General features: G+C 71.6%; 21 protein-coding genes and 1 pseudogene. 14 read left to right on the top strand and 8 right to left on the bottom strand.

Going from position 1 to position 21,885, the window contains the following annotated elements; all coding sequences use genetic code 11:
- Positions 1-108: 108 nt before the first annotated feature.
- From ACFYW5_RS09240 to ACFYW5_RS09215, 6 genes are all read left to right on the top strand, one after another.
- A complete protein-coding gene (locus ACFYW5_RS09240; protein ID WP_389416312.1) occupies positions 109-1,317 on the top strand; it encodes a prenyltransferase/squalene oxidase repeat-containing protein in 1,209 nt (402 codons plus the stop codon).
- Positions 1,314-1,934, top strand: coding sequence for an SCO2322 family protein (locus ACFYW5_RS09235; RefSeq protein ID WP_389416311.1), 621 nt, complete (start codon positions 1,314-1,316; stop codon positions 1,932-1,934). Before ACFYW5_RS09240 ends, ACFYW5_RS09235 begins: the two co-directional genes overlap by 4 nt.
- Positions 1,927-3,075, top strand: a complete 1,149-nt coding sequence (locus ACFYW5_RS09230; protein WP_389416310.1) for a CbiQ family ECF transporter T component — start codon at positions 1,927-1,929, stop codon at positions 3,073-3,075. Before ACFYW5_RS09235 ends, ACFYW5_RS09230 begins: the two co-directional genes overlap by 8 nt.
- Positions 3,072-4,790 carry an ABC transporter ATP-binding protein gene (locus tag ACFYW5_RS09225; RefSeq protein WP_389416309.1) on the top strand — a complete coding sequence of 573 codons (1,719 nt, stop codon included), beginning with the start codon at positions 3,072-3,074 and terminating at the stop codon, positions 4,788-4,790. The genes ACFYW5_RS09230 and ACFYW5_RS09225 overlap by 4 nt, the downstream gene beginning before the upstream one ends.
- Positions 4,787-5,632, top strand: a complete 846-nt coding sequence (locus ACFYW5_RS09220; RefSeq protein WP_389416308.1) for an ECF transporter S component — start codon at positions 4,787-4,789, stop codon at positions 5,630-5,632. Before ACFYW5_RS09225 ends, ACFYW5_RS09220 begins: the two co-directional genes overlap by 4 nt.
- Before the next feature lie 335 nt (positions 5,633-5,967).
- The gene (locus tag ACFYW5_RS09215) at positions 5,968-6,381 is read left to right on the top strand and encodes a transglycosylase SLT domain-containing protein (RefSeq protein ID WP_389416307.1); all 414 of its coding nucleotides are present in this window, start codon (positions 5,968-5,970) and stop codon (positions 6,379-6,381) included.
- 99 nt (positions 6,382-6,480) lie between these two features.
- Here ACFYW5_RS09215 and ACFYW5_RS09210 read toward each other — a convergent pair whose 3' ends face one another.
- The gene (locus ACFYW5_RS09210; protein WP_389416306.1) at positions 6,481-6,867 is read right to left on the bottom strand and encodes an ATP-binding protein; all 387 of its coding nucleotides are present in this window, start codon (positions 6,865-6,867) and stop codon (positions 6,481-6,483) included.
- Between the two features lie 74 nt (positions 6,868-6,941).
- Here ACFYW5_RS09210 and ACFYW5_RS09205 point away from each other — a divergent pair, with 74 nt between their 5' ends.
- On the top strand, positions 6,942-7,769 hold the full coding sequence (locus ACFYW5_RS09205) for a helix-turn-helix transcriptional regulator (protein ID WP_389416305.1): 828 nt from the start codon (positions 6,942-6,944) through the stop codon (positions 7,767-7,769).
- Positions 7,750-7,935, top strand: a complete 186-nt coding sequence (locus tag ACFYW5_RS09200) for a DUF397 domain-containing protein (protein WP_389416304.1) — start codon at positions 7,750-7,752, stop codon at positions 7,933-7,935. The genes ACFYW5_RS09205 and ACFYW5_RS09200 overlap by 20 nt, the downstream gene beginning before the upstream one ends.
- Here the strand turns inward: ACFYW5_RS09200 and ACFYW5_RS09195 are convergent.
- A complete protein-coding gene (locus tag ACFYW5_RS09195) occupies positions 7,919-9,088 on the bottom strand; it encodes a steroid 3-ketoacyl-CoA thiolase (RefSeq protein WP_389416303.1) in 1,170 nt (389 codons plus the stop codon). The two genes, ACFYW5_RS09200 and ACFYW5_RS09195, sit on opposite strands and share 17 nt — an antisense overlap.
- Before the next feature lie 195 nt (positions 9,089-9,283).
- Between ACFYW5_RS09195 and ACFYW5_RS09190 the strand changes: the two genes are divergently transcribed.
- Together ACFYW5_RS09190 and ACFYW5_RS09185 are read left to right on the top strand one after the other, a co-directional pair.
- Entirely contained in the window at positions 9,284-10,519 is a 1,236-nt protein-coding gene (locus ACFYW5_RS09190; protein ID WP_389416302.1) for a cytochrome P450, read from the top strand.
- Positions 10,520-10,668: 149 nt separating this feature from the next.
- On the top strand, positions 10,669-12,270 hold the full coding sequence (locus tag ACFYW5_RS09185) for a hypothetical protein (RefSeq protein ID WP_389416301.1): 1,602 nt from the start codon (positions 10,669-10,671) through the stop codon (positions 12,268-12,270).
- Here ACFYW5_RS09185 and ACFYW5_RS09180 read toward each other — a convergent pair.
- The gene (locus ACFYW5_RS09180; protein WP_389416300.1) at positions 12,233-14,272 is read right to left on the bottom strand and encodes a bifunctional glycosyltransferase 87/phosphatase PAP2 family protein; all 2,040 of its coding nucleotides are present in this window, start codon (positions 14,270-14,272) and stop codon (positions 12,233-12,235) included. The two genes, ACFYW5_RS09185 and ACFYW5_RS09180, sit on opposite strands and share 38 nt — an antisense overlap.
- A 252-nt stretch (positions 14,273-14,524) precedes the next feature.
- Between ACFYW5_RS09180 and ACFYW5_RS09175 the strand changes: the two genes are divergently transcribed.
- Entirely contained in the window at positions 14,525-15,196 is a 672-nt protein-coding gene (locus ACFYW5_RS09175; RefSeq protein WP_389416299.1) for an O-methyltransferase, read from the top strand.
- Between the two features lie 20 nt (positions 15,197-15,216).
- On the opposite strand, the gene ACFYW5_RS09170 is transcribed toward ACFYW5_RS09175, so the two are convergent.
- On the bottom strand, positions 15,217-15,609 hold the full coding sequence (locus ACFYW5_RS09170; RefSeq protein ID WP_389416298.1) for a hypothetical protein: 393 nt from the start codon (positions 15,607-15,609) through the stop codon (positions 15,217-15,219).
- Between the two features lie 79 nt (positions 15,610-15,688).
- Between ACFYW5_RS09170 and ACFYW5_RS09165 the strand changes: the two genes are divergently transcribed.
- Entirely contained in the window at positions 15,689-16,108 is a 420-nt protein-coding gene (locus tag ACFYW5_RS09165; RefSeq protein WP_389416297.1) for a DUF1992 domain-containing protein, read from the top strand.
- A gap of 5 nt (positions 16,109-16,113) precedes the next feature.
- On the opposite strand, the gene ACFYW5_RS09160 is transcribed toward ACFYW5_RS09165, so the two are convergent.
- Together ACFYW5_RS09160 and ACFYW5_RS09155 are read right to left on the bottom strand one after the other, a co-directional pair.
- The gene (locus tag ACFYW5_RS09160; RefSeq protein WP_389416296.1) at positions 16,114-16,599 is read right to left on the bottom strand and encodes a hypothetical protein; all 486 of its coding nucleotides are present in this window, start codon (positions 16,597-16,599) and stop codon (positions 16,114-16,116) included.
- 5 nt (positions 16,600-16,604) lie between these two features.
- On the bottom strand, positions 16,605-17,288 hold the full coding sequence (locus ACFYW5_RS09155) for a hypothetical protein (RefSeq protein WP_389416295.1): 684 nt from the start codon (positions 17,286-17,288) through the stop codon (positions 16,605-16,607).
- Positions 17,289-17,396: 108 nt separating this feature from the next.
- On the opposite strand from ACFYW5_RS09155, the pseudogene ACFYW5_RS09150 reads away from it, so the two are divergent.
- Positions 17,397-17,764, top strand: a pseudogene (locus ACFYW5_RS09150) (GNAT family N-acetyltransferase).
- Here ACFYW5_RS09150 and ACFYW5_RS09145 read toward each other — a convergent pair.
- Complete coding sequence (locus ACFYW5_RS09145; RefSeq protein ID WP_389416294.1) at positions 17,745-19,793, bottom strand: DHA2 family efflux MFS transporter permease subunit; 2,049 nt, start codon at positions 19,791-19,793, stop codon at positions 17,745-17,747. The pseudogene ACFYW5_RS09150 and the gene ACFYW5_RS09145 overlap by 20 nt on opposite strands.
- A 181-nt stretch (positions 19,794-19,974) precedes the next feature.
- On the opposite strand from ACFYW5_RS09145, the gene ACFYW5_RS09140 reads away from it, so the two are divergent.
- Positions 19,975-20,892: a peptidoglycan-binding protein gene (locus ACFYW5_RS09140; protein ID WP_389416293.1), complete on the top strand. Its 918-nt coding sequence runs from the start codon at positions 19,975-19,977 to the stop codon at positions 20,890-20,892.
- A 141-nt stretch (positions 20,893-21,033) separates the two neighbouring features.
- Here the strand turns inward: ACFYW5_RS09140 and ACFYW5_RS09135 are convergent, their stop codons facing one another.
- Positions 21,034-21,699: an HAD family hydrolase gene (locus ACFYW5_RS09135; RefSeq protein ID WP_389416292.1), complete on the bottom strand. Its 666-nt coding sequence runs from the start codon at positions 21,697-21,699 to the stop codon at positions 21,034-21,036.
- Positions 21,700-21,885: the final 186 nt, after the last annotated feature.

Genomic DNA, 21,885 nt, shown 5'->3' with positions numbered 1-21,885 from the left:
TGCGTCGGCAGCCCGCCGCCGCACGGCACCGTCGAGGTCTGCGGAGCCGAGCCGCCCGGGGTCGTCCCGTGCTGCCCGGCTCCCCCCAGGGAGAGGCACCCGCCGATCATGAACGTCCGCCGCAGCGCCGCGGTCCTGGCCGCCACCGCCGTGATCGGCACGGCCACGCCCGTCATGGCCGCGTCCCCGTCACCGTCGCCGTCCGTGGCGATCCCCTCCGGTCTGTACGGCACCGCCGATCCGACGTACGACGGCGTCTGGCGCCAGTCGCTGGCCCTGATCGCCCAGCACAAGTCGGATGTGCGGCCCGCCGCCAAGGCCGTCGACTGGCTGCTCGGCCAGCAGTGCGCGAACGGCGCCTTCGCCCCCTTCCGCGCCGAGCCCGCCAAGGCCTGCGACGCCAAGGTCATGGTCGACACCAACAGCACGGCCGCCGCGGCCCAGGCCCTTGCCCTGGCCGGTGACGGCGACCACATGGACGTCGCCCTCAAGGCGGTCACCTGGCTCAAGAGCGTGCAGAACAAGGACGGCGGCTGGGGCTACACCCCCGGCGGCCCGAGCGACGCCAACTCCACGTCCGTCGTCATCGGCGCCCTCAACGCCGTGGGCCAGGAACCCGACACCACGGTCAAGGGCGGCAAGTCCCCCTACGACGCCCTGCGCGAGCTGGCGCTGCCCTGCGAGGACGGCGGCGCGTTCGCCTACCAGCCCGACAAGAAGGGCAAGCTCACCGCCAACGCGGACGCGACCGCGGCGGCCGTGCTCGGCCTGAAGGGCATGAGCATGGAGTCGGCGAAGGCGGCCGACGACACCGACCTGCGCTGCGCCGACGCCACCGAGCCCGACCGGGTCGCCGCCAACGGCGCCTCCTACCTCGCCGAGGCGATGAAGAAGGACAGCCACCTGATGTCCGCCCTCGCCGGTGCCGAGGACCAGCCCGACTACGGCAACACGGCCGACGCGGTCGTCGCGCTCGCCGTGACGGCCGGCCCGAAGGCGGCGGAGAAGCCGCTGACCTGGCTGGAGAAGAACTCCGCGGACTGGGCGAAGCAGAACGGCCCCGCCGCCTACGCTCAGCTGATCCTCGCGGCCGAGGCGGCCGGGGCGGACCCGCGTGCCTTCGGCGGCACGGACCTGGTGAAGCAGCTCAACGCCACCGGCCCCGAGCCGAGGACGCAGGCCACCGCGAAGGCCGCCGAGAAGGCGGAGGACGACGAGGACGGCGTCAGCGTCTGGTGGATCATCGGCGTGGGCCTGGTCGCGGGCATCGGCGTCGGCTTCCTGTTCACCGGCCGCAACAAGGGGCAGCAGCTGTGACACGCCGGGCCTGCGCACTGCTGCTGGCCGTGCTCGCCCTGTGGGCCGCGGCCCCCTCGGCGCAGGCCGCCGGGTACCGCTACTGGTCCTTCTGGGACCGCGACGGTTCGTCCTGGACGTACGCCACCCTGGGCCCGTCCACGACGGTCCCCTCGGACGGCGACGTCCAGGGGTTCCGCTTCACCCTGAGCGAGGACTCGTCGGACGCGGCGACCCCGCGCGGCACGGCGTCCTTCGGGGCGATCTGCGCGCGGACACCGGCCCGGGACGGCGAGAAGCGGGTGGCCCTGGTGATCGACTTCGGCACCAAGACGGAGTCCCCCTCGGGAGATACCCCGCCGAAGCTCCGCACGGCCTGCGCGCGGGTCGGCGAGGACGCCACCACGGCGGATGCGCTGGCCTCGGTCGCCAAGCCGCTCCGCTACGACTCCAACGCCCTGCTGTGCGCCATCGCGGGCTACCCGAGCGCGGGTTGCGGCGAGAAGGTGGCGAAGTCGGCGCCCGAGAGCACGGAGCAGACGGACGGCCCGTCCGTGGGCCTGTGGGCGGGCGTAGCGGGCGTGGCGACCCTGGGAGCGGCGGCAATCTGGCAGGCACGCCGACGCGGGCATGGGTAAGGCGCCCAGCCGTTCGGGGCGCAGCGGCACCCAGCATGCGCCGGTGGGCGAACCCACCCCGCCCAGGCCCACGCCCCGCGTCCCCCTCCACCCCGGTGCCTGGTGGCTCTGGTCCCTAGCCCTCGGCACCGCCGCGACCCGTACCACCAACCCCCTCCTCCTCACCCTCCTCATAGCCACGTCCGCCTACGTCGTCGTGACCTGCCGCCAGAACACCCCCTGGTCCCGCTCCTACAACGCCTTCGTCAAGCTCGCCCTCGCCGTCATCCTCATCCGCCTCGCCTTCGCCGTCGTCCTCGGCTCCCCCATCCCCGGCACCCACACCCTGGTCACCCTCCCCGAGATCCCCCTCCCCGACTGGGCGCAGGGCATCCGCCTGGGCGGCCGGGTCCACGCGGAGGGCATCGTCTTCGCCCTCTACGACGCCCTGCGGCTGGCCACCCTCCTCATCTGCGTGGGCGCGGCGAACGCCCTCGCCAACCCCACCCGCCTCCTCAAATGCCTCCCGGGTGCCCTGTACGAGATGGGCGTCGCGGTGGTCGTGGCGCTCACCTTCGCCCCGAACCTCATCGCGGACGTCCAGCGCCTACGGGCCGCCCGCCGCCTGAGAGGCCGCCAGGACAAGGGAATCAGGGGCCTGCTCCAAGTGGGCCTGCCCGTCCTGGAGGGCGCCCTGGAACGCTCGGTCGCCCTCGCCGCCGCGATGGACGCCCGCGGATACGGCCGTACCGCCGACGTCCCGCCCGCCGTACGCCGTACCACCACCGCCCTCACACTCGGCGGCCTGCTCGGCGTCTGCGCCGGGACCTACGGCGTCCTGACGCCGGAGGGCGGCACCTACGGCCTCCCCGTCCTCCTCGCCGGGCTCACCACCGCCCTCGTCGGCCTGCGCCTGGGCGGCCGCCGAGTCACCCGCACCCGCTACCGCCCCGACCCCTGGGGCGCGCGGGCCTGGCTGGTGACGGCGTCCGGGACGGCGGTCGCCGCGCTCATGTTCCTGGCCGAGGCCCGGGACCCCGCGGCGCTGGAGCCCGGCGTGATCCCCCTGACCGCCCCCACCCTGCCCCTCTGGCCCGCCGCGGCGATCCTCCTCGGCCTGCTCCCCGCCGTCCTCGCCCCCACCCCGAAGGAGCCGTCGTGATCCGCTTCGAGAACGTCTCCGTGACGTACGACGGACAGCGCGAACCCACGGTGCGGCACATCGACTTCGAGGTACCGGAAGGCGAACTCGTCCTGCTCGTGGGCCCGTCGGGCGTGGGCAAGTCCACGGTCCTGGGCGCCGTGAGCGGCCTGGTCCCGCACTTCACCGGCGGCACCCTGCGCGGCCGGGTGACCGTCGCCGGCCGCGACACCCGCACCCACAAGCCGCGCGAACTCGCCGACGTGGTCGGCACGGTGGGCCAGGACCCCCGCGCCCACTTCGTGACGGACACGGTGGAGGACGAACTGGCTTACGGCATGGAGTCGTTGGGTCTGGCCCCGGACGTCATGCGCCGCCGGGTCGAGGAGACCCTGGACCTGCTGGGCCTGGCCGATCTGCGCAACCGCCCGATCGCGACCCTCTCCGGCGGCCAGCAGCAGCGCGTGGCGATCGGCTCGGTCCTCACCCCCCACCCCCAGGTCCTGGTCCTCGACGAACCGACCTCCGCCCTGGACCCGGCGGCGGCGGAGGAGGTCCTGGCGGTCCTCCAGCGCCTGGTCCACGACCTGGGCACGACGGTCCTGATGGCCGAGCACCGCCTGGAACGGGTCATCCAGTACGCCGACAACGTCGTCCTGCTCCCGTCCCCGGGAGCGGCCCCCGTCCTCGGCCCCCCGGCGGAGGTCATGGCGATCTCCCCGGTCACCCCACCGGTCGTGGCCCTGGGCCGCCTGGCGGGCTGGACCCCCTTGCCCCTGACGGTCAGGGACGCCCGCAGAAGGGCAGCAGACCTACGGCACCAGCTGAAGGAACGGGACACCAACTCCCCAAAGGGGCGCGGGGAACTGCGCGACCAGCCACACCCCACCCGCAGCCGCCCCCAAACCACAACCCCCACCCCACTGGGCGCCCCCACCCGCCGCTGGTTCCGCCGCACCCCCAGCACCCCGCCGTCCCCTCTCACAGCCGAAGTACGGGCCCTGACCGTCACCCGCGGCGCGGCCCGCATCCGCAGCCTCCGCAAGGTCGACCTCACCGTCACCCCCGGCGAGACCATCGCCCTCATGGGCCGCAACGGCGCCGGAAAGTCCACCCTGCTCAACACCCTCGTCGGCCTGGTGGAACCCTCCTCCGGCGAGGTCCGCGTCGGCGGAGTCACCCCCCACCGCACTGCACCCCCCGACCTGATCCGCCACGTGGGCCTCGTCCCGCAGGAACCCCTCGACCTCCTCTACGCCGACACGGTCGCCGCCGAATGCGCCGCGGCCGACGCCGACGCGGACGCCACCCCCGGCACCTGCCGCGCCCTGGTCACCGAGCTGCTGCCCGGCGTGAGCGACGACACCCACCCCCGGGACCTCTCCGAGGGCCAGCGCCTGGCGCTCGCGCTCGCCGTCGTACTGACCGCCCGCCCGCCCCTGCTCCTGCTCGACGAACCGACCCGGGGCCTGGACTACGCGGCGAAGGCCCGCCTGGTCGGGGTCCTGCGCGGGCTCGCGGCCGAGGGCCACGCGATCGTCCTGGCCACGCACGACGTGGAGCTGGCCGCCGAGCTGGCCCACCGCGTGCTGCTGCTGGCGGAGGGAGAGGTGATCGCCGACGGCCCCACGGCTGAGGTGGTGGTGTCGTCCCCCTCCTTCGCCCCGCAGGTCACCAAGATCCTCGCCCCGCAGCAGTGGCTCACGGTCGCCCAGGTCGAGCGGGCCCTCTCATGACCCCGAACCGCACCCCGCAGCCCCCCACCCCCCAGGCCCGCCCCATCCGCCTCGGCCCCCGCTCGATCGCCGCCCTCACCCTGGTCAGCGCGGTCGGCCTGGCCGCCATCGGCTGGCCCCTCTTCGCCCCGCCCGGCTCCCGGACCAGCGCCCACTCCGAGGACGCCCCGTGGCTGTTCGCGGGACTGCTGATCCTCCTGGTCGCGGTCGTCGCGGCGACGATCTCCGAGTCCGGCCTGGGCCCGAAGGCGGTCGCCATGCTGGGCGTACTCGCGGCCACCGGAGCGGCACTGCGCCCGATCGGCGCGGGGACGGCCGGCCTGGAGCCCATGTTCTTCCTGATGCTGCTCAGCGGGCGGGTCCTCGGCCCCGGCTTCGGGTTCGTTCTCGGCGCGCTGAGCATGTTCGCGTCCGCGCTGCTCACGGGCGGGGTGGGACCGTGGATGCCGTTCCAGATGCTGGCGATGGGCTGGTTCACCATGGGCGCGGGGCTGCTCCCGGGCCCTGACCGGATCCGCGGGCGGGCGGAGCTGCTGCTGATCGCCGCGTACGGCTTCGTCGCCGCCTTCGCCTACGGCGCGATGACGAACCTCGCGGGCTGGCCGTTCCTGAAGGAACAGGCCTCGAACATCGCCTTCGACCCCGACGCGGGCGTCCCCGCCAACCTGGCCCGGTTCGTCGTGTACTGCCTGGCCACCTCCCTCGGCTGGGACCTGGGCCGGGCCCTGGTGACGGTCGTGCTGACCCTGACCCTCGGCCCGGCGATCCTCAAGGCGCTGCGCCGGGCGACGCGCAGGGCGGCTTTCGAGGCGCCGGTCACATTCGACAAACCCGGCGCGTAAGCCCTCGTACGCACACGGTCAGCACCACGGTGAACCACCCCACATGACCCACATCACCTACGACCCGACTTAGTGGGCATTTCGGAAGCCGTGTCCACACCAAAAGGACCCCTGACCTGCCCTTTGAGAGCCACGTCACACGAGAAGCATGTACCCCACATACGGCCACAACTAGCAAATAGGGGCATTGCGGACCTCCCTCCCGGCCTGCTTATCTGAATGACGTCGCACGGCGCCGACGAGCCCCACGGGCCTCGGCGCCGACGCATGTCCCCCACGCACCGCGTGGTCACGGCATGCCGCGGCCACACCGTCCCCGACGAAAGGTCACCGCCTTGTCCGCCGCTTCTTTCCTCCGCACCATCGCCACCCCGAAGAAGGCCCTCGCCGGTACCGCCGTGGCCGCTGCCGCCGCCGGTGCGATCTTCACCGCGGCGCCCGCGCAGGCCGCCGTCTCCGAGGCGTCGGCCCAGGCGACCGCGAAGAAGATGATCGGCAACTCGGCCCAGTACCAGTGCTTCTCCAACATCGTCGAGCACGAGAGCGGCTGGGACGCGAACGCCACCAACGCCTCGTCCGGCGCGTACGGCCTCGTCCAGGCCCTGCCCGCCTCGAAGATGGCCTCCGCCGGCTCCGACTGGAAGACCAACCCCGCCACCCAGATCGAGTGGGGCGTCGACTACATGAAGGACCGCTACGGCAGCGCCTGCGGCGCCTGGAACTTCTGGCAGGCCAACGGCTGGTACTAAGCCGAGCCGACCCCCCGACGCAACGAAACCGCACCCGTGTCCGCACGGGTGCGGTTTCGTTCGTGCGGCGGAGCTTGATTCCGCCAGGCGGATGCGGGGTCAGGCCTCGAACCACACCGTCTTCCCACCCCCGTCCCGCCGGTCGACCCCCCACTTCTCCGCCACCTCACTGAGCAGCACCAGCCCCCGCCCGCCCTCCGAGTCCAGCGGCAACCGACTCTCCATGCACGGGACTTCGGGACACCCGTCCGCCACCTCCACCCGCACCCCCGCCTCCCGCCGCAGCACCAGCAACCGGCATCTCCGGTCCGGGACATGGCGTACGACATTGGCGACCAGCTCGGTCACTCCCAGCGCGACGGCGTCGTACAGCTCCGGCATCTCCCAGTCGGCCAGCAGCGAGCGGACGATCCGGCGAATGTGCCGCGCCGAGTGCTCACCGACCGTGAGGTGCATGGAGTACCCAGGGGGAATGTGTTCGTTCACGGTACGAGCCTGACCTCGCGGAACTACTCTGGGCTACAGGTCGAACACAACATGCTCTGGAGTGGGGGCACTTCGTGACGCACGTCAACGTTCTGGATCCGGGCGCCTCGCCTCTCGACTACTACGGCTTCGAGCTACGCCGGTACCGCGAGGCCGCCGGTCTCACCCAGCGCCAGTTGGGCGAGATCCTCAACTACACCGGGTCGCTCGTCGGTCAGATCGAGACGGCCCGGAAACTCCCGACGCTGGAGTTCAGCCAACGCGCCGACGCGGCCCTGAACACGGGCGGGTTACTGTCCCGCCTCGTCGCGCTGGTGATGCGCAGTCAACTTCCGGCGTGGTTTCAGCAGGTCGCGGAGCTGCAAGCGAGGGCCATCGAGATCTGCTCCTTCGAGACGCACATGGTGCATGGCCTCCTCCAGACGAAGGACTACGCCCGTGCAGTGCTCGGCGTGCTGGACCCGACCAATCTCGACGACCGCGTAACCGTACGACTCGCGCGGCAGAACATCTTCGAGAAGGAGGAGCCGCCGGTGTTCTGGGCGATCCTCAGCGAGGGCGCACTGCATCAGGAAATGGGCGGCCCCGGGACCATGCGGGACCAGCTGGCCCACCTGTTGTCGTTCGAGCACAACCCCCGAGTCAATATCCAGGTGCTGCCGTTCACGGAAGGGGCGCACGCGGGACTACAAGGCTCGTTCGACATCTACCGCTTCGCAGGCGATCCGACCATCGTCTACACCGAGGGTTACGGCAGCGGACATCCAACCGCCAACCCGGACACCGTCAAGGACTGCTCGCTCCGTTACGATCACCTGCAAGCCGCCGCGCTCTCCCTGAGGGATTCGGCGGAGCTGATCCAGCGCGTGATGGAGGACCGCTATGGAGAGCAACTGGCGTAAGTCCAGCTACAGCGGCGACCAAGGCGGCAACTGCGTCGAGATCGCCGAAGCCACCGACTCCGTCGCCATCCGCGACTCCAAGACCCCGACGGGACCGATTCTCACCATCGACCCCGCCACCTTCACCACCTTCGTGAACTGGACGTCGACTACAGCCGCTGAATGATCGTGCCGGTGGCCAAGCCACCCCCCGCGCACATCGTCACCAGTGCGAACTCCCTGTCCGTGCGCTCCAGTTCATGAAGTGCCGTGGTGATCAGCCGCGCCCCCGTGGCCCCCACCGGATGCCCGAGCGCGATGCCACCGCCGTTCACGTTGACCTTCTCAAGGCTCTGCTCGAAGACCTGGGCCCAGCTCAACACCACCGACGCGAAGGCCTCGTTGATCTCGACGAGGTCGATGTCCCGCAGGGACATCCCCGCCTTGCCCAGCACCGCGTTCGTCGCGTCGATCGGTCCGTCCAGATGGAAGTGCGGGTCGGAGCCGACCAGCGCCTGCGCCACGATCCGCGCCCTCGGCCGCAGCTTCAGCGCCCGCGCCATCCGCTTGGACGCCCACATGACCGCCGCCGCGCCGTCGCTGATCTGGGACGAGTTGCCCGCCGTGTGCACCGCGGTGGGCATGACCGGCTTCAACCGGGCCAGCGCCTCCATGGACGTGTCGCGCAGCCCTTCGTCCCGGTCCACGAGCCGCCACATGCCCTGCCCGGCCCGCTGCTCGTCCTCGGTGGTCGGCACCTGGACCGCGAACGTCTCCCGCTTGAACCGCTCCTCGGCCCAGGCGACACCGGCCCGCTCCTGCGAGATCAGCCCCAGCGAGTCGACGTTCTCGCGCGTCAGCCCCCGATGCCGCGCGATCCGTTCCGCCGCCTCGAACTGGTTGGGGAGGTCCACGTTCCACTCGTCCGGGAACGGTTTGCCGGGCCCGTGCTTGGACCCCGACCCCAGCGGCACCCGGGACATCGCCTCCACGCCGCAGGAGATACCGACGTCGATGACCCCGGCCGCGATCATGTTCGCGGTCATGTGCGACGCCTGCTGGGAGGAACCGCACTGGCAGTCCACGGTGGTCGCGGCGGTCTCGTAGGGCAGGCCCATGGTGAGCCAGGCCGTGCGCGCGGGGTTCATGGACTGCTCGCCGGCGTGGGTGACCGTACCGCCGACGATCTGCTCGACGCAGTCGGCGGGAATGCCGGTGCGGCCGAGGAGTTCGCGGTAGGTCTCGCCCAGCAGATAGGCGGGGTGCAGATTGGCGAGCGCGCCGCCGCGCTTGCCGATGGGGGTGCGGACGGCTTCGACGATCACGGGTTCGGCGGCCATGGGGGGTGGTCCTCTCATCCGGAACCAGCACAACCAGATCCACAATTAGTACGTGTTCTAGTTCTGTGTGCAGTCTGCTGACGTGACGCGCATCACCGCAAGGGTCTTGCAGTCTTCGGGGCCCGCCGTTACGTTGCGCGACAACTGATGGTCCGTCAGACAGCTGTCCTCAGTCGGCCAATGGCTGGAGCCGCCATGCCCTGTCCAGCGCTTCCCGACGGGTTCGACTTCACCGACCCCGACCTCCTCCGACACCGCGTCCCCTTCCCGGAGTACGCCGAGCTGCGCCGGGCCGAGCCGGTGCGCTGGATCCCGCAGCCGGGCAATCTCGCCGGCTTCCAGGACGAGGGGTACTGGGCCGTCACACGGCACGCGGACGTCAAGTACGTCTCCACGCACCCGGAACTCTTCTCCTCCTGGGTCAACACCGCGATCATCCGGTTCAACGAGCACATCGAGCGCGACGCGATCGACGCCCAGCGGCTGATCCTGCTGAACATGGACCCGCCCGAGCACACCCGGGTCCGGGGGATCGTGCAGCGGGTGTTCACCCCGCGCGCGATACGGGCGCTGGAGCAGCGCCTGCGCGACCGGGCGCGCGCGATAGCCGAGGAGGCCCGCGCGCACACCGGCCCGTTCGACTTCGTCACCGAAGTCGCCTGCGAACTGCCCCTGCAGGCCATCGCCGAGTTGATCGGCATCCCGCAGGACGACCGGGCCAAGATCTTCGACTGGTCCAACAAGATGATCTCGTACGACGATCCGGAGTACGCGATCACCGAAGCGGTCGGCCAGGAGTCGGCCACCGAGCTGATCGCCTACGCGATGAACATGGCCGCCGACCGCAAGCAGTGCCCGGCGAAAGACATCGTGACCACGATGGTGACGGCGACGGACGAAGGCAGCCTGGGCTCGGACGAGTTCGGCTTCTTCGTGCTGATGCTGGCCGTGGCGGGCAACGAGACCACCCGCAACGCCATCACCCACGGCATGCACGCCTTCCTCACCCACCCCGAGCAGTGGGAGCTGTACCGGCGGGAGCGGCCCGGGACGGCGGCCGAGGAGATCGTCCGCTGGGCGACCCCGGTCAACTCCTTCCAGCGCACCGCCACCCAGGACACCGAACTGGGCGGCAAGCTGATCAGGAAGGGCGACCGGGTGGGCCTCTTCTACGCCGCCGCAAACCGCGACCCCGAGGTCTTCGAGAACCCGGACGCCTTCGACATCACCCGCGACCCGAACCCGCACCTCGGCTTCGGCGGTGGGGGCCCGCACTTCTGCCTGGGCAAGTCCCTTGCGGTCCTGGAGATCGACCTCATCTTCAACGCCGTCGCCGACGCGATGCCCGGCCTGCGCCTGGCGGGCGACCCGGACCGGCTGCGCTCGGCCTGGATCAACGGCGTGAAGCACCTCCGGGTCAGCCTGGCCTGACAGACCCGGGGGAGGCAGGAGCACCCATCCCCCGCCTCGCCCCTGCCTCCCCCGCGACCGGCACGACGAAGTCCCCCCGCAACCGGCAGATGAACTCCGCCGTGACGCACTGATGAACGAAACCGCTCCCCACGGCGTCTTCGATCGTGATGCACCCGCCGGCAGAGCTCGCCACCCGCCCCGGCACCCGCACGGCCCCCCTGCGGAAGCATCCCTTCCGAATACCCCTGCTCGCCACCCTCCCGCTACTGCCCCTCTACGCCCTGTGGTGGTCCCTCCTCGCCACCGGCGGCGGCGACCTCGCGGCCCAGCTGGCCTGGGCGGACTTCGCCTCCCGACACGGCGGTTCGGCCTACAGCCTGGTCTGGTACGGCGGGATGCACACCGCCAACTACAGCCTGCTCTCGCCGTACTTGATGGCGGCCCTCGGCGTGCGCACGGTCACCGTCGTCTCCGGGCTCGCCGCGTCCTGGCTGGCGGCCGTCCTCATCACCCGCACCGGCGTCCGACGCCCCCTCGGCCCGGCGCTGCTCGCCTCGCTCGCCCTGTGGTGCAACGTGGCCTCGGGCCGCACCACCTTCGCCCTCGGCGTCACGTTCGGCCTCGCCGCCTGCCTCCTGCTCACCCGGGAGCGCCGCATCACCCTGGCGGTGGCGTACGCGGTCCTCGCGACCATGGCGAGCCCGGTGGCGGGCCTGTTCCTGGTGGTCGTGGGCGCGGCGATGCTGCTCGTACGGGACTGGGGGCGGGCGCTCGCCCTGCTGGTGCCGCCCGCCGCGGTCGTCGGCGTGACGACCCTGCTGTTCCCCTTCAGCGGCGAGCAGTTGATGCCCCCGGCGCGGGTCTGGCCACCGGTCGTCCTCGGTCTCGCGGTCACCGCGCTGGCACCGCGCGCCTGGCGGGTCGCCCGGTGGAGCGGCGCGGTCTACGCGGCCGGGACCGTCCTGACGTATCTGATCCCCTCCCCCGTCGGCACGAACGTCGAGCGGTTCGCGGAGCTGTTCGCGCCCGCCGTGCTCTCGGCCGCCCTGCTCGGCGCGCCCGGCCTGGCCAGGGTGCGGCGGAATCTACTGGTGGCGGCGCTGGTCTTCTCGGTCGGCTGGGTCGGCAAGAAGACCGCCGACGACCTGGTGGTCTCCACGACGGTGCCCGCCTGGGCGCAAGAGACCAACGGGGTCGTCCGGGCCCTGGAGGTCCTCGGCGCCGACCGCACCCGGGTCGAGGTCGTCCCGGCCCGCAACCACCGCGAGGCCGTCGAACTCGCCCCGCACATCACCATGGCCCGCGGCTGGAACCGCCAGCTCGACATGGAACGGGCCCGCCTGTTCTACGACGGCACCTTCGACGCCGCCAACTACCGTGCCTGGCTCGACCGGTGGGCGGTCGGTCTGGTGGTCCTGCCGCTCGGCAAGCCCGACGGGTACGCCGAGGCCGAGGCGCGGCTCATCAGGGAGCGGCGGCCCGACTGGCTGGAGCCGGTGTGGCGGGACGCGCACTGGCGGATCTACCGGGTGCGGGACGCCGTACCCCTGGTGTCGGCGCCCGCGACCGTCGTGCGGTCCTCCGGCGCCGACCTCGTCGTCCGGCTGCCGCGCGCCGGTTCGGTGACCGTGCGGGTGGCGTACTCGCGCTGGCTGCGCGCGGAGGGCGGATGCCTGTCCCGGCAGGGCGAGTTCACCCGGCTGACGGTGAACTCACCCGGCGTGTACCGGATCAGCTCGGAGTACGGTCCTTCAGCGGCTCGCTGCTGACCTCCTGCGCCGTCACCGGCCGGGCGCGCGGGCCCTGGAGCAGATACGTCAGACCGAACCCGGCGCCGACCACCGCGGCGCCGCCCACCGCGTCCAGCACCCAGTGGTTGCCGGTGACGACGATCGCGGTGAGCGTGAAGAGGGGATGCAGGAGCCCGAGGGTCTTCATCCACGCCTTCGGCGCGACGATCGCGATGACCAGACCGCACCACAGCGACCAGCCGAAGTGCAGCGACGGCATCGCCGCGTACTGGTTGGTGAGCGCGGTGAGCGTGCCGTAGTCCGGCTTGGAGAAGTCCTGCACGCCGTGCACGGTGTCGATGATCCCCAGGCCCGGCATCAGCCGCGGCGGGGCCAGCGGGTAGAGCCAGAAGCCGACCAGGGCGAGCAGGGTGGCGAAGCCGAGGGCGGAGCGTGCCCAGCGGTAGTCGACCGGGCGGCGCCAGTACAGCAGGCCTAGGACGGTCAGCGGGACCACGAAGTGGAACGACGTGTAGTAGAAGTCGAAGAAGTTGCGCAGCACGTCGACCTTGACCACGGCGTGGTTGAGCGTGTGCTCGATGTCGAGGTGCAGGAAGCGTTCGAGGTCGAGGATCTGCTGCCCGTGTTCCTCGGCCCGCTCCCGGCCCGCGGAGTTGCTGCCCCCGGTCGCGGCGAGGCGGACCTTGGAGTAGGCGGCGTAGGTGACCCGGATCAGCAGCAGTTCCAGCAGCAGGTTCGGACGGGCCAGCACCCGGCGCAGGAACGGCAGCAGCGGCACGTGTTTGAAGCGGGTGGGGACGGGATCGGCGTACGGCGTGGGCAGCGGTGCCTGGTAGTAGGGCGAGGTGCGGGACAGGAACGGCACGAAGGTGGCGGCGGCGAGCGCGGCCAGCAGGACGACGTTGTCCCGCAGGGGGTACAGGGCCGCCATGTTCGGCAGCATCATCTTCGCCGGGAGGGTCATCACCAGCACGACGGCGACCGGCCACACATACCGGTCGGAGGCCTTCTTGCCGACCCGGCCGACGACGGCGAGGAGCACCCACAGCAGTTGGTGCTGCCAGGCGGTGGGCGAGGCGACGATGGCCGCGCAGCCGGTGATGGCGACGGCGAGCAGCAGCTGTCCGTCCCGGGCGTAGCGCACGGCCCGGCGCACCCCGAGGGCGGCGACGGTCGCGGCGAGCACCAGGAACAGCGCGATCTCCAGCGGCCCGTCCAGGCCCAGCCGCAACAGGGCGCCGTGCAGCGACTGGTTGGCCAGGTCGTCGGCGCGTCCGCCGAGTCCGGTGCCGGCCATGTGGTGCACCCAGTAGGTGTACGAGTCGTGCGGCATCGCGGCCCAGGCGAGCAGGGTCGCCGCGGCGAAGGTCGCGCCGGTGGCGGCGGCGGCCCGTCGGCGGCCGGTGAACCACAGCAGGGGCGCGAACAGCAGCAGCGTCGGCTGCAGCGCGCCGGCCACGCCGATCAGCACGCCGCCGGCCCGTTGCCCCCGTACGGCGAAGCAGCCCGCCAGCACCAGCAGCACCGGGATGATGCTGGTCTGGCCGAGCCAGAAGCTGTTGCGCACCGGCAGCGACAGCATCAGCAGGCTGACCGCGAGGGGCGCGGCGAGCAGGGAGGTCCGGCGGCTGACGGGCTGCGGCAGGGCGCGTGCCGCCAGCAGGCCGAGGGCGACCACCAGGAGCAGGGTGCCGAAGGTCCAGCCCCAGCCGAGCGTCTGCTCGGCGGACTTGGTCAGCGGCTTCAGCACAAGTCCCCCGAAAGGGGTGCCGGTGAACCGCGTCGAGTCGTACAGGGAGCCGTTCACATGCAGGACGCCGTCCGGACCGACCCAGGTCTCCAGATCCGTCAGCCGCTCCCCGCGGGGCGTGCTGAGGACGACGGCCACCTGCCGTACCGCGAGGACGGCGGCGACCAGCCACAGGCCGATACGGGCCGCGCGCAGGCGTGCCCGGGCCGTGCCGGCGGCCGTCGCTCCGAATCCTTCCGCCGGTGGCCCGCTGTGCTCCGCATTCGCCACGCCTCGTCGGCCTCCCGCCCCGTCAGTCCCACGCGTCGCGTGGCATGTGAGATCCCGTCACGAACCCTATGGGGCCCGTATCACCCCCGGAAGAGACGCAGGCAACCGTCGATTCACCTGACGTCCGCTCTGCTTTTGTCCGAATGACGATAGTCCCGAGCCGGACATGTCCCCTGCCAACGGCACAAGACGGCTATATTCCTTAGCGGCGCTACTTAGCCGCTCTAACTAGCCATAGGAAGGCACAGGTACATGAGCGATTCGCAGCTCTGGGACGCCGTGGACGACTACTTCACCGCCCACCTCTCGCCCGACGACGAAGCGCTGCGGGCCGCCCTGCGCGACAGCGAGGCCGCGGAGCTCCCGCAGGTGGCCGTCTCCGCCCCGCAGGGCAAGCTCCTCCACCTGCTGGCCCTGACCCAGGGCGCCCGGACCATCCTGGAGATCGGCACCCTCGGCGGCTACAGCACCATCTGGCTGGCCCGCGCGCTGCCCGCCGACGGGCGCCTGGTCTCCCTGGAGTACAGCCCGAAGCACGCCGAGGTGGCCTGCCGCAACATCGCCCGGGCGGGCCTGGAGAAGGTGGTCGACGTCCGCGTCGGCGCGGCCCTGGAGTCCCTGCCCCAGCTGGCCGACGAGAACCCGGCCCCCTTCGACCTGGTCTTCATCGACGCCGACAAGGCGAACAACGCCCACTACGTGGAGTGGGCGCTGCGGCTCACCAGCGCGGGCAGCCTGATCATCGTCGACAACGTGGTGCGCGGCGGCCGGGTCGCGGAGGCGGACAGCCCGGCGGCGGACGTCCAGGGCACGCGGGCGGCCGTCGAACTGATCGGCGGCCACCCGCGATTGAGCGGTACGGCGATCCAGACGGTGGGCAGCAAGGGCTACGACGGTTTCCTGCTGGCGCGGGTGCTGGCGTAGGGCACTTTCCGGCCAGTGGGCTAAGCCTCGTGGTAGAAGCCGACGTTGACGCTGCGCGGCGCGGTGCGGTCCCGTACGACGATCTCGCCGCTGCCGCCCCGGGGCAACGGCAGGGTGCCGCCGTAGGCGAGGGCCTGGGCGTAGGCGCCGATGGCGATCCGGACGTCGGAGGACGGGTCGGGCTGGGAGCCGCGCAGCCAGGTCACCTGCCAGTTCCCCTCCGGCCCGCACAGGAACTCCAGGTGCACCCGGGACACGAACAGCCAGTCGTCGGGCGTGGCCAGCCGGCACACCGACTTGTCGCGGCCCACCCGGAGCACGGCGCCCGGCTCGCTGGGCGCGTCGGCCATGAGCATGCCGGCCGTGGCACCCTCCTCCGCCGCGGTGACGGCGGCCATGGTGAGTTCGAGCACGTGCGTCCTCCTGAAGTGTCCTTACACAGCGGCCGCATGATAAATCGCCCGGCCCTACCCTGTCCGGCACAATGGAGTCATGACCGAGCGAAAGCCACCGGGCGTCCCGTTCGAGTCCTGGGTGGACAAGCAGATCCGGGATGCCGAGAGACGCGGCGACTTCGCCCGTCTCCCCGGCGCGGGGCGGCCGTTGCCGCCGGGCACGGACACGACGTACGACGAACTGTGGTGGGTCAGGCAGAAGATGGCCCGCGAGGGGCTGTCGGTGCTGCCGCCGACGCTCGCGCTGCGCAAGGAGGCGGAGGACGCTCTGGAGGCGGCGCTGAGGGCGCCCACCGAGCGGCTGGTCCGGAAGATCGTCACGGACATCAACACGAAGATCCGCGAGATGATGTTCAAACCGCCGCCGGGCCCCCCGCTCGGGAAGAAGCCGTACGACGTCGAGGACGTGGTACGACGGTGGCGGGAGGCCCGGTTCGCGGATCCGTCGGACGCCTGAGGGCGTCAGACGCGCAGCAGCCGGTCGGCCAGCTCGCGGTAGTCGCGCAGCGCGAGGCGGAGCTGCTCGGTGTCGGCGGAACGCTCGTCGCCCTGCCAGGAGCCGCGCAGGGTGCGCCGCCGCTGGGTGAGCGCGTCGGTGAGCCGGCCGGTGAGCTCCTCCAGCGCCTGGTCGGCTTCCTCGACGGAGGCCCGGGGCTCGTCGACGAACCCGGTCATGGCGTGCTGGAGCCGGGTCTCGAGCTTGTCGTATTCCTCACGGGGCAGCAGCGGGGTCGTCTGGCCTGCCTGGCCGGTGTGGCCTGCCTGGCCGGTCGTGCGGCCGGTCACCGCGCCCCCGCCGGTGGTGGCGGTCGTGGCGCGCGTGGGGTCGGCCGTGTGGCCGCCCACCGCCGGGTCTCCGCCCGGCGTGCGGCCGGTGCCCGTGCCGCCCATACCGGCGCCGGCGCCTATGCCCGCGCCTGTTCCTGTACCGCGTGTCGCATCCGTCATGTCACTCAGCTCCCCTTCGCGTGACGCCTGGTGATCGCCCACGGAGCGTGGTGACCGTCAGTGGGCTTGGCCGACTCCTCCCGAGCCGGCCGGTGACGCTTGTTCTCGGACTGCCCCACCAGCTCCTCGAAGAGCAGCCGGGCCTCGATCATGGCCTCGCGCATCTCCTCGGTGCCGGCGGTGCCGCTCTGCCCGACCGCGGCCATCCCCGCGCCTCCGCCCGCTCCGGCGTGCGCGGCGCGGTGGACGCGCCGGTAGCCGTCGACGTGACGGGCGTGGTGGACGGAGAGCGCGGCGAGCTGCTCCTCGTACCGACCGCCGTCCGGGAAACCCTTGGCCCCTGCCAGCTCGGCGAGCAGCTGGTCGGCCTCGCTCACCGCCTGCTGCGGGGAGTCGACGAAGTGTTCCTGGGCAGCCGCCCAGCGCGCCTCGTACTGCTGCCGCTGCGCGGGCTCCAGCGGGCGCTCGTGCAGCGAACCGTGCCGCTGCACCCGCTCGGAGAGCTCGCGCTCCGCGGCCTTGGTGTCACCGTCGTGCCGGGCAACGGCCCGGTCGTACTCGGGGCCGAAACGCCCCTTGAGGCTCCGACCCCCCTGCCCGCCTCGTCGAGCGCGCAGGAACAGGACGGCCGCGACGATGAGAACGGCCGCCACGATCACGATCAGAGCGATGATCAGACCTGTGGACATGTATGCCTTCCGGGGTTCTCGACCCAACCGGTCCTCCCTGCGAACCGGTACACGCTCCGGGTTGCCCCGAGTTACCTCCTCAAACGGCGGCGCCCGACAATGACGGCCATGACCTGGACCATCACCCCGGAACCCCCTGACTCCCCCACCGCCACAGCCCTTTGGCGGGCGAACTACACGGAGGTCAGCGACCGCTACAGCTGAAGGGGCGGCTGCTGGTGGCGCGGTTCGCCGGGAGGCGGCCGGGACGGCAGGAGTAGGGCTCCTTCCCGGTGAACCGCCGAACTGAAGCGGGTGTCGTGACGCAGTCCCTGCGCAGCGCCGCCCGCGCGATGGGGGCGGGCCGCATGATCCTCGACACCCGCAGCGACCTGACCGAGGCCCGGGCCCTGTACGCGCGCCTCGGGTACACCGAGACCGAGCCGCACAACGACGACCCCTACGCCGATCACTGGTTCACGAAGAACCTCGGCTGACCCCGGGCGCCGAGCCGTTGCGGGGCTGTTCGCCGGCCGAGCCGCACAGTTCGGCGTTGAGTTCCTTCACCAGCTGCGCCAGATCGGTCGGCCGGTCCGGGCCCCACCAGTCGCCGAGGAGTTCGGCCAGGGAGTCCTCCCGGGCCTGCGAAAGCCGCTCGGCGACCTCGCGCCCCTGGTCGGTCAGGACGAGGTCCAGGCCCTCACGCCTGGCCAGCCGCCGTTCCTCGACCTGGCGGGCGGCGGCGAGGATCACCGCCAGGGGGACGGTGCTGCGCTCGGCGAGCTGCCCGGGCTCCACCCACCCGTACCGCCTGATGCGCAGCAGCAGCCAGCTCGCCCCGGGGAGCAGGTCGTACCCGGCCCGTTCGGTGATGCTGCGGTAGATCTCGCGCCGCCCCTCCCGGGTGCCCAGCACCGACAGCGCACGGCACACCTCGTCGTACGACGACCGCTGCACCGGGTTGCTGGCCAGCGTCTCGGTGACGTCCGGGGCGGTGACCGAGCCGCGCAGTTTGTCCTCCTTGAGGAACCAGGCCAGCACGAAGCCGACGAGGGCGACGGGGGCGGCGTACAGGAAGACGTCGGTGATGGAGGTGGCGTACGCCTCCACCGCGCCGGGCTGGAGCGCGGCGGGAAGTTCGGTGATGCCGCGCGGGTCGGCCTCAAGGGCGTCCACCGAGACGCCGGGGGGCAGTTCGGCGCTCCGGAAGACGTCGGCGAGCTTGTCGTCGAGGCGGCTCGCGAAGACGGTGCCGAAGATGGCGACGCCGAAGGACGCCCCGATGGACCGGAAGAAGGTCGCGCCGGAGGTGGCGACGCCGAGATCCTCGTACGCCACGGCGTTCTGCACGATCAGCACCAGCACCTGCATGACCAGGCCGAGGCCGAGCCCGAAGACGAAGAAGAAGGTGCTCATCACGGCCGTGGAGCTGTCCACGTGGAGCTGGTGCAGGAGCAGCAGCCCGAGGGCGGTCACGCCGGCACCGGCGATCGGGAACACCTTCCAGCGCCCGGTACGGCTGACGATCTGCCCGGAGGCGGTGGACGCCAGCAGCAGCCCCAGCACCATCGGCAGCATGTGCACCCCGGACATGGTCGGGGTGACGCCCTGCACGACCTGGAGGAACGTCGGCAGGTAGGTCATCGCGCCGAACATGGCGAACCCGACGATGAAGCTGATGACGGCGGCGAGGGTGAAGGTGCGGATCCGGAACAGCTTCAGCGGCAGCACCGGTTCGGCGGCCCGGCGCTCGGCGGCCACGAAGGCGACGGCGAGGACGACCCCGAGCACGGCGAGCGAGACGATCTGCGGGGAGCCCCAGCCCCAGGTGGTGCCGCCGAGCGAGGCGACGAGCACCAGGCAGGTGGCGACGGCGGCGATGAGGAAGGTGCCGAGATAGTCGATGACATGGCGCTCGGTGCGGCGCGGGATGTGCAGCGCGGCGGCGATGACGGCGAGGGCGACGACCCCGACGGGAAGGTTGATGTAGAACACCCACCGCCAGCTCAGATGCTGCGTGAACAGCCCACCCAGGAGCGGTCCGAGCACACTGGTGGCGCCGAAAACGGCCCCGAACAGCCCCTGGTAGCGCCCGCGTTCGCGGGGTGAGACGAGGTCCCCGACGATGGCCATGGACAGCACCATCAGCCCGCCGCCCCCCAGCCCTTGCAGTGCCCGGAAGGCGATGAGCTGCGGCATGTCCTGCGCCATGCCGCACAGCGCGGACCCGACGAGGAAGATCACGATGGCGGTCTGGAAGAGCCGTTTGCGCCCGTACTGGTCGCCGAGTTTGCCCCACAGCGGCGTGGCGGCGGTCGAGGCCAGCAGATAAGCGGTGACCACCCACGAGAGGTGGTCCATCCCGCCCAGGTCGCTGACGATGGTCGGCAGCGCGGTGGAGACGATGGTCTGGTCGAGCGCGGCGAGCAGCATCCCGAGCAGCAGCGCGCCGATCGGGACGAGGACATTGCCCGGCACGTTCTCCTGGACCGCGGTTCCGTGCCGCGTGTGGGTATCCCCGGCCATACGGACCTCCCCAGGCCTCCCGAGGCTCGATGCACCTTCCATCGTGCTGGGTGCGGCCGCGTATGGCCTGTTGAATCCGGAATGCGCAGCCGAACCGGGGGCGCGTCGACGACGCCGTGAAGAAAATCTGCATAATCTCTGGAGTTCGCGAGGGGAGTCGCGAGGGGGAAGGGACGAACAGGTGACAGACCACGAGGACCACGGGTGCCCGGAGTGCGGGGCGGCCAGGGGGGCCGACCGCACGCCGTCCTGCGCCTGCACGCAGCGCGCGTCCGAGGCCCTGCGCGACGCGCGCGAGGCTCAGGCAGCGGCGGCGGAGGACTTCGATCCGCTGCGGATACGGCCGTACGTCGAGCTGGACGGCACGGAGGCGGACCCGGGGGTGACGATGCCGCTGCACACGCCCCTGGCACCACCGCCGGCGGAACCGAACGCGACGGACATCGACCTGTTCGAGGCCCCGCCCGAGTCTCCGGCACCCGCGCAGCAAGGGACGGGACGCCCCAGGGGCCGCCGCAGGACGGTGGCGCTGCTGGGAGCCGCGGCGGCGATGGTCGCAGTGGTGGCGGCGGCGGGCATGGCGAGCGGCCTGTTCAGCTACGAGTCCCCCACCCGGGACACGAGTCTCCCGGAGGCGGTACGGGCGAGCGTCCCGGACCCCACGGCGAGCGAGGCGCCCGAGCCGACCGGCAAGTCGGCGTCCCCGTCCCCCTCGTCCACGTCCGCGAGCCCATCGGCGACGGAGAGCGCATCCCCCTCACCGTCCGCGACGAGCGCGTCCGCGACGCCGTCCACGTCACCGTCCCCGACGCCCACACCCACCCCGGCCAAGGCCTCGGAGGCCGCCCCCCAGGAAACCGCCGCCGACCCCGCCCCGCCGGTCCTCCGCCGGGGCGACAAGGGCGCGGAGGTGACAGAACTCCAGCTCCGCCTGCACCAGCTCTGGCTCTACAACGACGACATCGACGGCACCTTCAACCACCAGCTGGAGAACGCCCTGAAGAACTACCAGTGGAGCCGGGGGGTGGGCAGGGAGAGCCTGGGCGTCTACACCGTGGAGACGAGGGCGAGCCTGGAATCGGAGACGCAGGAGCCGTAGGGGCTTTTCGTGACACGGTCGGCACCCTCAGCCCGTCCGGCGTTTGAGGATGAGGCCCTTTAAGGGCCGAAAGGGGGGTCTGGGGGCGCAGCCCCCAGGGATGGGACGGGTAGGGGCGGCGGGGGCGAGGACAACCAGGCCTCAGCCCACGTACAGCCGCACGCCCCCGCCCTCCACCGCCTCCACCCGCACCTCGTTCAGATCCCGCACCACCACATCAGGCCCATGGAACGAGGCCCGAGGCCCCACCCCCACCACCCGCATCCCAGCCGCCCGCCCCGCCTGAATCCCGGCCCCCGAGTCCTCGAAGACCACACACTCCCCCGGATCCACCCCCAACTCGGCGGCCCCCTTCAAGAACCCCTCCGGATCCGGCTTGCTCGCGCCCACCGACTCCGCGGTCACCCGCACATCCGGCAGCGCCAGCCCAGCCGCCCGCATCCGCGCCGTGGACAGCGCCACATCCGCCGACGTCACGAGCGCATGCGGCACGGAACCACCCCGCAGCGCGGTCAGGAACTCCGCAGCCCCCGGTATCGCGACGACACCGTCCATGTCCGCCGTCTCCTCGGCGAGCATGCGCGTGTTCTCCGCGTGGTTCTGCGCCATGGGCCGCCCGGGCAGCAGCAACGCCATCGAGGCGTACCCCTGCCGCCCGTGGACGACCTTCATGACCTCGTCGCCGTCCAGCCCGTGCCGGTCGGCCCAGCGGCGCCAGATCCGCTCCACGACGGCATGCGAGTCGACGAGGGTGCCGTCCATGTCCAGCAGGAGGGCGCGGGCGGTGAGCACGGCGGTGGACGTCATCGGCAGCTCCAAAGCACGAGGCGGGAAACAAGGTGGTCCCGCCCGCCGGTCAGGGAAAACGGGCGGGAGCCACTTTGTTTCTCTACGGTACAAAACCTTTCCATGATCCCGCCACCACCCCGGCAAAGGTTCACCGACCGTTCAGCTCAGCCGAAGACCGTCCGCGCCCCCGGACGATCCCCCGAA

The organism is Streptomyces sp. NPDC002779 (assembly GCF_042888685.1).
Taxonomy (GTDB): domain Bacteria; phylum Actinomycetota; class Actinomycetes; order Streptomycetales; family Streptomycetaceae; genus Streptomyces.
Note: the sequence above shows the minus strand (reverse complement) of the source record. Positions and strands in the feature narration are given on the sequence as shown.

Bases quoted from the DNA above. Each gene is read 5' to 3' on its own strand.
- ACFYW5_RS09135 (WP_389416292.1), bottom strand. From the start codon at position 21,699: ATGACGTCCACCGCCGTGCTCACCGCCCGCGCCCTCCTGCTGGACATG.
- ACFYW5_RS09240 (WP_389416312.1), top strand. From the start codon at position 109: ATGAACGTCCGCCGCAGCGCCGCGGTCCTGGCCGCCACCGCCGTGATC.
- ACFYW5_RS09200 (WP_389416304.1), top strand. From the start codon at position 7,750: ATGGAGAGCAACTGGCGTAAGTCCAGCTACAGCGGCGACCAAGGCGGC.
- ACFYW5_RS09175 (WP_389416299.1), top strand. From the start codon at position 14,525: ATGAGCGATTCGCAGCTCTGGGACGCCGTGGACGACTACTTCACCGCC.
- ACFYW5_RS09145 (WP_389416294.1), bottom strand. From the start codon at position 19,793: ATGGCCGGGGATACCCACACGCGGCACGGAACCGCGGTCCAGGAGAAC.
- ACFYW5_RS09185 (WP_389416301.1), top strand. From the start codon at position 10,669: ATGCACCCGCCGGCAGAGCTCGCCACCCGCCCCGGCACCCGCACGGCC.
- ACFYW5_RS09155 (WP_389416295.1), bottom strand. From the start codon at position 17,288: ATGTCCACAGGTCTGATCATCGCTCTGATCGTGATCGTGGCGGCCGTT.
- ACFYW5_RS09230 (WP_389416310.1), top strand. From the start codon at position 1,927: ATGGGTAAGGCGCCCAGCCGTTCGGGGCGCAGCGGCACCCAGCATGCG.
- ACFYW5_RS09165 (WP_389416297.1), top strand. From the start codon at position 15,689: ATGACCGAGCGAAAGCCACCGGGCGTCCCGTTCGAGTCCTGGGTGGAC.
- ACFYW5_RS09220 (WP_389416308.1), top strand. From the start codon at position 4,787: ATGACCCCGAACCGCACCCCGCAGCCCCCCACCCCCCAGGCCCGCCCC.
- ACFYW5_RS09160 (WP_389416296.1), bottom strand. From the start codon at position 16,599: ATGACGGATGCGACACGCGGTACAGGAACAGGCGCGGGCATAGGCGCC.
- ACFYW5_RS09195 (WP_389416303.1), bottom strand. From the start codon at position 9,088: ATGGCCGCCGAACCCGTGATCGTCGAAGCCGTCCGCACCCCCATCGGC.
- ACFYW5_RS09190 (WP_389416302.1), top strand. From the start codon at position 9,284: ATGCCCTGTCCAGCGCTTCCCGACGGGTTCGACTTCACCGACCCCGAC.